This window comes from Pseudomonas sp. BAV 4579, from assembly GCF_009765395.1.
GTDB classification, from domain to species: domain Bacteria; phylum Pseudomonadota; class Gammaproteobacteria; order Pseudomonadales; family Pseudomonadaceae; genus Chryseomonas; species Chryseomonas aestiva.
This window is the reverse complement of the sequence record NZ_WHOV01000223.1, coordinates 1-10,103: the sequence shown is the minus strand read 5'-3', so window position 1 is coordinate 10,103 and position 10,103 is coordinate 1. Positions and strand designations below refer to the sequence as shown.

Annotated in this window: 8 protein-coding genes and 2 pseudogenes; 6 read left to right on the top strand and 4 right to left on the bottom strand. The window is 67.4% G+C overall.

Annotation, left to right across the window (positions count from 1 at the left end; genetic code table 11):
- Nucleotides 1-223 (bottom strand): annotated as a pseudogene (gene fadH / locus GSQ95_RS25420) (NADPH-dependent 2,4-dienoyl-CoA reductase); the annotation flags it as partial.
- Between the two features lie 196 nt (nt 224-419).
- On the opposite strand from fadH, the gene GSQ95_RS25415 reads away from it, so the two are divergent.
- The 4 genes from GSQ95_RS25415 to GSQ95_RS25400 all read left to right on the top strand — a co-directional run bounded on the left by GSQ95_RS25415 (nt 420) and on the right by GSQ95_RS25400 (nt 5,798).
- A complete protein-coding gene (locus GSQ95_RS25415; protein ID WP_158892338.1) occupies nt 420-1,442 on the top strand; it encodes a hypothetical protein in 1,023 nt (340 codons plus the stop codon).
- Entirely contained in the window at nt 1,439-2,482 is a 1,044-nt protein-coding gene (locus GSQ95_RS25410; RefSeq protein ID WP_158892336.1) for an AraC family transcriptional regulator, read from the top strand. Before GSQ95_RS25415 ends, GSQ95_RS25410 begins: the two co-directional genes overlap by 4 nt.
- Before the next feature lie 65 nt (nt 2,483-2,547).
- A complete protein-coding gene (locus GSQ95_RS25405) occupies nt 2,548-5,067 on the top strand; it encodes a mechanosensitive ion channel domain-containing protein (RefSeq protein ID WP_158892334.1) in 2,520 nt (839 codons plus the stop codon).
- Between the two features lie 5 nt (nt 5,068-5,072).
- On the top strand, nt 5,073-5,798 hold the full coding sequence (locus tag GSQ95_RS25400; RefSeq protein WP_158892332.1) for an NUDIX domain-containing protein: 726 nt from the start codon (nt 5,073-5,075) through the stop codon (nt 5,796-5,798).
- On the opposite strand, the gene cysE is transcribed toward GSQ95_RS25400, so the two are convergent.
- Genes cysE through GSQ95_RS25385 form a run of 3 tightly spaced genes read right to left on the bottom strand, consistent with a single transcriptional unit; the run spans nt 5,795 to nt 7,717 of the window.
- Entirely contained in the window at nt 5,795-6,583 is a 789-nt protein-coding gene (gene cysE, locus GSQ95_RS25395; RefSeq protein WP_158892330.1) for a serine O-acetyltransferase, read from the bottom strand. The genes GSQ95_RS25400 and cysE overlap by 4 nt on opposite strands.
- Nucleotides 6,584-6,598: 15 nt before the next feature.
- A complete protein-coding gene (locus GSQ95_RS25390; RefSeq protein WP_158892328.1) occupies nt 6,599-7,165 on the bottom strand; it encodes a GNAT family N-acetyltransferase in 567 nt (188 codons plus the stop codon).
- A gap of 9 nt (nt 7,166-7,174) precedes the next feature.
- Entirely contained in the window at nt 7,175-7,717 is a 543-nt protein-coding gene (locus GSQ95_RS25385) for a helix-turn-helix domain-containing protein (RefSeq protein WP_158892326.1), read from the bottom strand.
- Nucleotides 7,718-8,385: 668 nt separating this feature from the next.
- Here GSQ95_RS25385 and GSQ95_RS25380 point away from each other — a divergent pair.
- A pseudogene (locus GSQ95_RS25380) lies at nt 8,386-8,562 on the top strand (general stress protein); the annotation flags it as partial.
- A 214-nt stretch (nt 8,563-8,776) separates the two neighbouring features.
- Nucleotides 8,777-10,103 (top strand): methyl-accepting chemotaxis protein (locus GSQ95_RS25375; protein ID WP_158974000.1); only part of this gene is annotated, 1,327 nt, incomplete at its 3' end.

Genomic DNA, 10,103 nt, shown 5'->3' with positions numbered 1-10,103 from the left:
TCGGCGCGATGCCGCCGGTGACGATCAGCCCCACCCCGCCCCGCGCTCGCTCGGCGACGAAGACCGCCATCCGCGCGAAGCCACCGGGCCGCTCTTCCAGCCCCGTGTGCATGGATCCCATCACCACGCGATTGCGCAGGGTGATCGACCCCACGGGCAGCGGGTCGAGCAAATGCGGATAGCTATCCACAGGGGTGGTATTACGGGGGGCAAGCTCGATCATGGCGGTCTCCGGTGGTTGGCCTTTCTGGGAAAGCCTGGCGCCACGATAGGAGCAGCGCGGGCTGGCCTCAATCACCGGAAATGACAACCTCTTTACCCAAATGTACAGCCGCCCCTTGGCAGTGGCGGTCTGGTCTCCTACCCTGAGCACCTTTATCTCGCCCGGCCCGGGAGGCCGGGACCGCTCTGGAGTGCCGATGCGCAAGCTCGTGTTCCTGGTGCTGATCGCCCTGTTCGCCGTGCTGGCGGGCTGGGTGGCCCAGCGGCCAGCCTTCCATTACCTGTCGGATCTGCGCAGCAGCCTGGCGGTGGATTTGACCACCACGCCAGCGGCGGCCACCACCGGCAACCTGCTGGGGATCGAGCCCGAACTGGTCGCCCTGGACTATGGCAATCCCGAACGACTGCGCCTCAAGCTCAATGCCTATCTGGCCAATGCCCGGCGCCTGGGCCTGATCGGCGCCCAGACCATCGTGGTGCTGCCCGAGCACCTGGGCACGCCCCTGGCGCTGATGGGCGAGAAGCCCGAGGTCTATGCCGCGGCCCGCAGCGAAGACGCCATCCAGTGGCTGCTGCTGGGCAATCCGCTGCGCGTGGCCCGCGCCTGGTTCCAGGCCGAGGGTGACCGGCGCCTGGCCGGCAGCCTGTTGCGCATGAAGGCCTGGGACATGGCCAGCGCCTACCAGCAGCTCTTCGGCGGCCTTGCCCGCCAGTACCGCGTCACCCTGGTGGCCGGCTCCATCGTCCTGCCCGGTCCGACCCTGGTCGACGGCGAATTGCAGGTGGGTACGGGACCTTTGCGCAATGTCACCCTGGTCTTCGGACCCGACGGCAAGGTGCTCGGCCAACCACTGGTGCGACCGCTGACGGCCAGGGACAGCGGTGAGGATCTCAGCCCGCCCCTGCTGCGGGTGGAGACGCCGCTGGGCCGCCTCGGTGTCATCCAGGGTAGCGACACCGGTCGCGCCAAGGTGCTCGACTATCCCCAGGTGGAACTGCTGGCGATTCCCGCCCTCGCCGCGGGCGCCACCCCGGCACCGGCGCCCTTCGATGTGCAGCGTCTGCGCGCCGCCGGCATTCGCGCCGCCCTGGAAGTGCAGTTGCGCGGACGGCTCTGGGAATGGCAGGCCGGCGGCGGTAGCCGGGCCTTCACCCCGGACGCCGAAGCCGCCACCGATCCTGCCCGGGCCGGCAGCAAGCTGATCAATCTGCGGCTATGAGCGCGCCGGCGCTGCGCCTGGGCGATCTCTCCACCGGCTTCGTGCTGGCGCTGGCGGCGGCCGTCGCCCAGCGGGGTGCCGATACCGCCGGCCTGCTGGCACGCTTCGGCCTGACTGCGGCGCGGCTGGCCGAACCTGGCGGACGGCTGTCGATCCCCCACTACATGCGCCTGGGCCATGCGGCCCTGGAACTGACTGGCGATTCGGCGCTGGGCCTGGCCATGGGCCGGGCGATGCGGCCGGCCTTTCTCGGTCTCGCCGGCATTACCGTGGGCCAGGCACCGGACGTGCGCCACGCCGCCGAGACGCTGCTCGAACTGGAACCGCTCTATGGCCGCAACTACCGGGGCCAGTCGCGCTATGCCGCCCAGGGCCGCGACGCCTGGCTGCACTTCTATAGCATCAGCCCCTACAACGGCTACAACCGCTTTGTAGTGGACGTGGTGCTCAGCGCCTGGTTGGCGCTGCTGAGCGCGGTCGCGGGACACTCGCTGCAACCGCGTCGCGTGCTCATCGAATACCCCGCACCGGCGGACCTGGCGCCCTACGAGGCCGCCTTTGGCTGTCCGGTGGAATTCGGTACCGCCGAGAATGCGCTGCTGCTCGATGCCGCGACCCTGGCCCTGCCCGGGCCCGAGCATTGTCCGGCCACCTGGCGCCAGCTGCTGGCCCTGAGCGAGGCCGAACACCGCCGCCTGACCCGCACCCGCGGCCTCACCGAGCGGGTGGTCGAGGTCATGGGACCCTTGCTGCGGCACGGCGAGCCGACCCTGGAGCAGATCGCCAGCCGGCTGCGCCTGCCGTCCTGGACGCTCCGGCGCAAGCTGGCAGAGGAAGGCACCCAGTACCGCACCCTGCTCAACCTGACCCGCCGCGACCTGGCCCTGGCCTATATCCGCGATACCGAGGCCAGTTTCGGCGAGATCGCCTATCTGCTCGGCTTCGCCTCCCCCGCCGCCTTCCAGCGCGCCTTCAAGCGCTGGACCGAGCAGACGCCCGGTGACTGGCGGCGGCTCCAGCGGCAGGGAGTGGCGAACTGAAGGGAGCATAGGCGAGGATCACGGGTCCTAACTGGCTGATCCTTCATCAGGACCACTGTCGCCCCATGCCGAACCTCCTGCTCGCCCTGTTGCTGCTGTGCCTGGCGTTGCCCCTGCGCGCCGCCGAAACTCCTGCCCCGGCCCCGACCGGTCTCGATCCCCAGCAGGCGCGCCAGGTCGCGGCCCTGCTACAGGATCCGCAGCGGCGCCAGGAACTGATCCTGACCCTGCAGGCCATCGCCAGCCAGCCGGCGAGCGCGACTGCAGCGAAGGCGGCGCCAGCGAGTACGGCAGCCGCTGCTGCGCCGGCCACGGTCGCCACCCCGGCGGCCGGCGAAGAAAAGACGCTGGTGCCCCTGGAAGCCAATGGCCTTATTGCCCAGACGCTCAGTCGCGTCGGCCGCTGGGCCGACAACCTGGGCAGCGAACTGAACCAGGTGCAGCGCGCGGTACGCACCCTGCCGGACTGGTCGCGCGCCAGCTTCACCTCCGCAGCGGGTCGCCGCGCCCTATTGCAGGCCCTGCTCACCCTGGCCACCCTCTTCGCTGCCGGCCTGCTCGTCGAATGGCTGATCCGTCACGCACTCCAGCGCCCCCGGCAACGGCTGCAGCGCCAGGCCGATCACGCTGATAGCCGGGCCCGCCGCCAGGCCCAGCAGCAGGCGGCCCAGCAGCTGCCGCCTGACGCCTCGGCGCCCCCTGCGGAGGAGGCTGCCACCCGTCCGGCCGAACCCGCGGTGGCCCTCGTCAAGACTCAGCGCGACGGGGTGGAACAACTCGAAGAGGTGCCCATCGCCCCGTCCGACAGCGCCGCGCCCGTCACGCCAGCGCCCGAGTCCGCCCCGGCCGACCCGGCTCCCGCCAGACCCGCCCGGGCCAGTGCCGAGGAGCACTGGACCACCCTGCGGCACCTGCCCTTCGCCCTGGGGCTGCTGTTGCTGGAACTGCTGCCGCTGCTGGCCTTCTGGGCCATGGCGGCGCTGCTGATCCACTACCTGGTGGGATCGGACGCCAACCAGCGTGAGTTGGTCGGTGGCTTTCTCGGTGCCTATCTCACCACCCGCCTGGCGCTGATCGTTATCCACCTGCTGATCGATCCCGCCGCCCACGGCATCCGCCTGCTCAAGGTCAAGGCGGCGCTCGCCGGTACCCTGCTGCGCTGGCTCCATGCCTTCGTGGCGCTGATCACCTTCGGCCTGGCGCTGGCCCAGGCCGCGGATATCCTCGGCGCCAACGAAGAGGGCCGCGAAGCCATCGTCAAGCTGGTCTCGCTGCTGGCCCACCTGCTGGTGGTGGGGCTGATCTTCCATGTCCGCCGTCCGGTGGCCGCGCGGATCGCCGGACGCCAGGATGGCAGCGGTGCCCTGACCGTGCTGCGCGCCTGGCTGGGTCAGGTCTGGGCCGTATTCGCCGCCGTGTTCGTCATGGGTGGCTGGACCATGTGGGCCCTGGACATCGAGAACGGGCTGCCGCGGCTGATGAATTTCGTCGCGCTGTCCGCCGGCATCGTCATCCTCGGGCGCCTGGCGGCGGTGTTCCTGCTCGGTCTGCTGGGTCGCTTGTTCCAGCCCGCAACCACCGAAGACGACAGCGCTACCGACCTGCACCTGCAGCGCTACTATCCGCTGGCGCGCTGGCTGGTGGGCGTGATCGTCACCCTGGTCACCGCCCTGGCCCTGTTCCAGTCCTGGGGCTGGGACGTGCTGGACTGGTTCGACGACGGCAGCATCGGCCGTAGCCTGCTGTCCGCCTTTCTCACCATCCTGATCGCCTCCATCATCGCCGTGGTGGTCTGGGAAGGCGCCAACGCCGCGGTGAATCGTCGACTGAGCAGCTGGAACGAACGCGGCGATACGGTGCGCGCCGCCCGGCTGCGCACCCTGCTGCCCATGCTGCGCACCGGGCTGTTCATCCTGGTCGCGCTGATCGTCGGTCTGACCGCCCTGAGCGAACTGGGGATCAACACCACGCCGCTGCTGGCCAGCGCCAGCATCATCGGCGTGGCCCTGGGCTTCGGCTCGCAGAAGCTGGTGCAGGACTTCATCACCGGTATCTTCCTGTTGCTGGAAAACGCCATGCAGGTGGGCGACTGGGTCACCGTGGCCGGGGTCTCGGGCACCGTGGAGTACCTGTCGATCCGCACCGTGCGCCTGCGCGCCGGTGACGGCTCCCTGCACATCGTGCCCTTCAGCTCGGTGTCGGCGGTCAACAACATCAACCGTGGGCTGGGCAACGCCGCCCTGCGCATCAGCGTGGGCTACGCCGAAGACATCGAGCGCGTCATCGCCGAACTCAAGGACATCGGCGCCGGTATGCGCGCCGACGAGGCCTTCAAGGAGCTGATCCTCGCCGATCTGGAGATCTGGGGCGTGGACGCCGTCGACGGTTCCATGGTGACCATCGCCGGGCAGATGAGATGTCTCGACAAAGGCCGCTGGGGCGTGCAGCGCGAACTCAACCGCCGCATCCTCGAACGATTCCGCGAACGCGGCATCGAGATCGCCAATCCGCGTGCCAGTCTGCTGCTGCCCAGCGAAGCCGGTATCGTGCCCTCCTCGCCCATCCAGCCACGGCCTGCGGAGTAACAGCTGTGGAATACCGTCAAGACGCCTTCAACGGCCTGATCATCGACGCTGCCTCGCTGCCGTCCACCCGCGAGGCCTTCGCCCCGGCGCTGGCCGAGTTGCTTGACAGCGCCCGCCGCGACGGACGCTACCTGATCTGGCTGACCCTGCCGCTGGCCCTTGGCGAGCTGGTCGGCGTGGCCACCCGCGCCGGTTTCGTCTTTCACAACTGCCTGGAGCAGGAGCTGACCCTGGTCTGGCGGGGCACCGCCACGGCCTTCGCCCCCTTCGTCCCGACCCACAGCCTGGGCGTGGGCGGCCTGGTGCTCAACGCCCGCGGTGAACTGCTGGCGATCCGCGAGCGCGGCAGCCAGGGCTACAAGCTGCCGGGCGGCCATGTCGAGCTGGGTGAAGACCTGGCGCCGGCGGTGGTGCGCGAGGTCTGGGAGGAAACCGGCATCCGCAGCGCCTTTCGCAGCGTGGTCGGCATGGTGACCACCCACCCCTACCGCTTCGGCAAATCCAATCTCTATGTGGTCTGCCGCCTCGATCCCCTGAGTGCCGACATCGCCATCCAGGATCCGGATGAAATCGAGGACGCCCGCTGGCTGGCGCTGGCCGACTACCTGGCGGATCCGGGCAACAGTGCCTTCAATCGCGAGCTGGTGCGCAGCCTGGCGCAGGCCGAAGGCCTGCAGGCGAGCGCGCTGAACAGCGAGCGCTATCCCAAGGCCGAGGTCTTTCTGGCTTAGTCGTCGAAGGACTGATCCATGCTTTCGGCCGGATGGGCATCGCGCGGACGGCCCACCGGGCGGGCGGGAATGCCCACCACCGTGGTGTGGGGCGCCACCGGGTGCAGGACCACGCTGTTGGCGCCGATCTTGGCCCCTTCGCCAATTTCCAGATTGCCGAGGATCTTGACCCCGGCGCCGATCATCACCCCGCGACGCACCTTGGGGTGGCGATCGCCCTGTTCCTTGCCGGTACCGCCCAGGGTCACCTGCTGCAGGATGGAGACGTCGTCTTCCACCACCGCGGTTTCGCCGATGACGATGCCGGTCCCGTGGTCGAGCATGAGGCCGCGCCCCAGCCGCGCCGCGGGATGGATGTCGATGGCCAGCAGCCGGTTGCAGCGCGCCTGCAGGTGCAGGGCCAGCAGCCGCTCGCCGTTGTGCCAGAGGGCATGGCTCAGGCGCTGGGTATGCAGCGCCAGGAAGCCCTTGGAGAACAGAAAGATCTCCAGCAGGCTGGCATAGGCCGGATCCCGTGCCAGCACCGCTTCCAGGTCCGCGCAGGCCGCCAGGGTCAGCGCCGGCCACTCGGCGTGCAGGGCGGCGAAGCGTTCGGCGAGTGCCTCGGCCTGCCCTGGATCCTCCGCCAGGGCCTCGGCGCAGCGCCGGACCAGGGCGGCGGCCAGATCGACCGGCTGCAGCAGCGCTCGCGTCAGCCCCTCGGCCAGGGCCGGGGCGTCGCGGCGCCCGGCCTCGGCCTGGGCGCACAGGAGTTGCCAGAGTTCGGGAGCGGAGCGAGGCGGCATGGCGGGTAGACGTCCTTAACTGAAGGCGCCCAGCTTAACGGGCGCGGCTGTCAGCGTCTTGTACATCAGGGTGGTGCTGTCACGGCGTTCGGGTTGGCGGGCATCCAGGGCATAGCCGGGAATCCTGCCGACCACCTGATAGCCGAGGGACAGATAGAGCGGCTCGGCATGGTCGTCGCTGCGGGTGTCCAGGGTCAGCAATTCCCGCCCCTGGGTCTGGGCGGCCGCTTCCACCGCCTGCATCAGCCGACGCGCCAGGCCCTGGCGACGGCAGTCCGGATGCACCAGCAACTTGACCACGTCTGCGCGGTGCGGCTGATTGGCCGGGGTATCCAGCACCAGTTGCACGCTGCCGACCACCCGGCCGTCCTGCAGCGCGGCGAACAAGAGCCGGGTGCCCCGGGTCAGGCCCGGGGCCACGGCTTCGGTCCAGAAGCGCCGATTCACCACGTCGGCCAGCGGCAGGATGAAGCCGATGCTGGCGCCCTGCTCGACACAGGCGGCCAATAATTGCTGGAAGTCATTCAGATGCCTCGTGAAGGCGGCGGCGTCGAGCTGTTCGATACGCAGGGAAGCACTCATGGACACACCTCAGATCATGAACAGGAGATAACGGGCGCCCGCCGGGCCGCTCAGGAAGCGACTGCTACCCCAGAGGCGATAGCGCAGGCAGTCGCCGACGCTCAGCCGATAGGGCTGCTCTTCGATCCACAGCTGCAACTCGCCTTCGAGCAGGAGCAGATGGTGTTCGAGGCCTGGCCGAGGCGATGCCTGATAGCGGATGTCCACGCCCGGCCCCAGCTGGCTCTCGATGACGTCACCCGCCAGGGCCTGGGCCGGCGGCGAGACCGAGCGGCGGGTGAAGGCCTGCTCGGGATCGCTCCAGATCTGCTGCGCCTGGCGCTCGACCTGTGCCGGATAGGCGCTTTCCACGCTATGCAGCAGGCGCGTCAGGGTCAGGCCGTAGGCCGAACAGAGCTGCCCGAGAACCGCCGTGGTCGGACTGACCTCGGCATTTTCCAGCCGGGACAGCGTCGCGCGACTGACCCCGCTCAGGGTGGCCAACTGCTCCAGTGACAGCTCGTGCTCCAGGCGCAGGGCCTTCAGCCGAACGGCAAGACGTTGATCAAGCATGGCTACCTCCCGATTTTGGGATTTTTTCTCACATTCGGGAAATTTTGGAAAGGGCTTTTTTGCAAGACCCGCCTTATTGGACTTGTTGACAAACTTCCTATCGCATTAAACTTTATCGGAAGAACTTATATTACCGATTATCCAGCAACCTGATCGATCGACTTGAGTTCTTGATGAAGCGCTCTAGCTAGGCTGTTCGTCCCCTTTTATCGTCAGGCGAACAGCGCTACCCGGTAACATCAGCGAGCAACGGTGCCATTGAATCGGCGATAAATTTACCTGTGAACAAAGAACAAGCTCTCGCCGAAGGCGTCTGAGGCAAGACGGCGGCAGAGTCAAACCTAAATGGCCGCTCCAGCCAGATGCATCAAGACATTTCAGCCTATGACAGACAGCCTGCTCGAATGCTGTCGCTCTGCTCACCGATTCTTCTACAGCCCCTATACAACCTGCGGCCTGACGGCTCTAGTCAGGCTATCGTTAAATAAAAGTCTGTATTCAACTTGCACGTTGTATAACAAAATACCCCTTTATCACCTCGCTCGAACTCGCCCTCCACACCCCTACTCTCAATAACCGAAACGCCTAGCCTTTGAAGAGCGCAGTGTTCGATTCTTCAATAATTGAAAGTGGGAGAAGTTCTTATGGCCAACAAGAGCAGCAATCCAGGCAACTTCGCTAACAATCGCGATCGCGCCGCCGAGGCGGGTCGCAAGGGCGGTCGTGCTAGCGGCGGCAATTTCGCCAACAATCCGACCCGGGCTTCCGAAGCCGGGCGCAAGGGTGGTCAGAACAGCCATGGCACTCGCCGACCCGAAGCGGCGAACGACGTCGAGGCCACCTGACTCACGTGCCCCGCCCGGCAGCCTTCCGCTCACCCCGACAGCTGGCGGGCTGCCGTCTCGATATGCACTCTTTCCCTATCCTGGCACTGCTGGCCACTGGCCCCTGAAGTGCGTTGCAACTCACACAAATGCATGACCGTGCTACTTTTATCGGACAACCCGAGTGCTCCCCAGGGCTCACTCCTTCCGCCTCTGTCCGTCTGCGCCGGTGCCCATGCTCAACAACATTCGCATCCAGAACAAACTCTTCGCCGGCTTTGCCGCCATCATCGCCCTCGTGGTCCTGCTGCTCTGGCTGACCTATGCCGCGTTGCAGAGCCTGGTGGACGCCAATCGCTGGGACAGGCACACCGCCCAGGTGCTGCTGTCGGTCACCACGCTGGACAACAATCTGCTCGAGACCCGGGCCAAGTTGCGCAACTACTGGTATTCCGGCTCCACTGCGGATGCCGACGTTGCGCGCCAGGCGCTGTCGCCTCTGGCCGCAGCCGTGCGCGTGCCGCAGCAGCTGACCCAGGACAATGCTGAGCAGCAGCAGCGCTTCGCCCGCCTCACCGCGGACCTCGACAACTGGCGCCAACAGACCTTCGAACCCCTGCTGCGCCTGCGCGACACCGGCAATCTGTCAGCGGTGCAACTGGCCAACGAGCCCCTGATCGCCACCCTGACCAATCAGGTCGCGGCCATGCGTCAGCAGATCCAGACCATCGCCGTTGAAGAGCGCCGCCTGTACGCGCAACGGGCGGACCATACCGAGCAGGTGCGCGACCAGCTGACCTGGACCCTGGTCGCTGGCGGCGCCCTCTGCGTGCTGCTGGCCGCCCTCATCGCCTGGCTGCTGTCCCACAACCTGCTGCGCTCGGTGCGCCGACTGACCGATACCGTGGCACGCATTTCCGCGGGCGACAGCAGCGCGCGGGTGGCGGTCCAGGGCCGTGACGAACTCGCCCAGGTTGGTCTGGCCTTCAATCAGATGGCGCAGCAGATACAGGATGACCACGCCCGCGAACAGGCGCTGATGCAGCGCCTGCGCGCCGATGTCGACGACCTGCTCGGGCTGGTCAACAAGGCGGCCGCCGGTGACCTCACCGGGCGCACCGCGGTCAGCGGCGACGACGCCATCGGCCAGCTGGCCCGCGGCCTGAGCAAGATGATCGACGACCTGCGTGGCATGCTCGTCAAGGTGCAGCGCGCCGGCATCCAGGTGACCTCTTCCACCACCGAGATCGCCGCCTCTTCACGCCAGCAGGAGGCCACCAGCATCGAGCAGGCGCAGACCAGCGTGGAGGTGCTGAGCACCACGCGCGAGATCGCCGCCAACGCCAATGCCCTGGTACGCACCATGGAAGAAGCCGTGCAGGTGGCGGACGAGACCACCGAGGGCGCGGAGCAGGCGCGCAGCAGCCTGGCGAGCATGGACGGCACCATGCAACGCATGGTTGCGGCGACCGATTCGATCAACGCCAAGCTCGCTGCCCTGTCGGAGAAATCCAGCCACATCAACAAGGTGCTGACCACCATCACCAAGGTGGCCGACCAGA

Bases quoted from the DNA above. Each gene is read 5' to 3' on its own strand.
- GSQ95_RS25415 (WP_158892338.1), top strand. From the start codon at position 420: ATGCGCAAGCTCGTGTTCCTGGTGCTGATCGCCCTGTTCGCCGTGCTG.
- GSQ95_RS25410 (WP_158892336.1), top strand. From the start codon at position 1,439: ATGAGCGCGCCGGCGCTGCGCCTGGGCGATCTCTCCACCGGCTTCGTG.
- GSQ95_RS25405 (WP_158892334.1), top strand. From the start codon at position 2,548: ATGCCGAACCTCCTGCTCGCCCTGTTGCTGCTGTGCCTGGCGTTGCCC.
- cysE (WP_158892330.1), bottom strand. From the start codon at position 6,583: ATGCCGCCTCGCTCCGCTCCCGAACTCTGGCAACTCCTGTGCGCCCAG.
- GSQ95_RS25390 (WP_158892328.1), bottom strand. From the start codon at position 7,165: ATGAGTGCTTCCCTGCGTATCGAACAGCTCGACGCCGCCGCCTTCACG.
- GSQ95_RS25385 (WP_158892326.1), bottom strand. From the start codon at position 7,717: ATGCTTGATCAACGTCTTGCCGTTCGGCTGAAGGCCCTGCGCCTGGAG.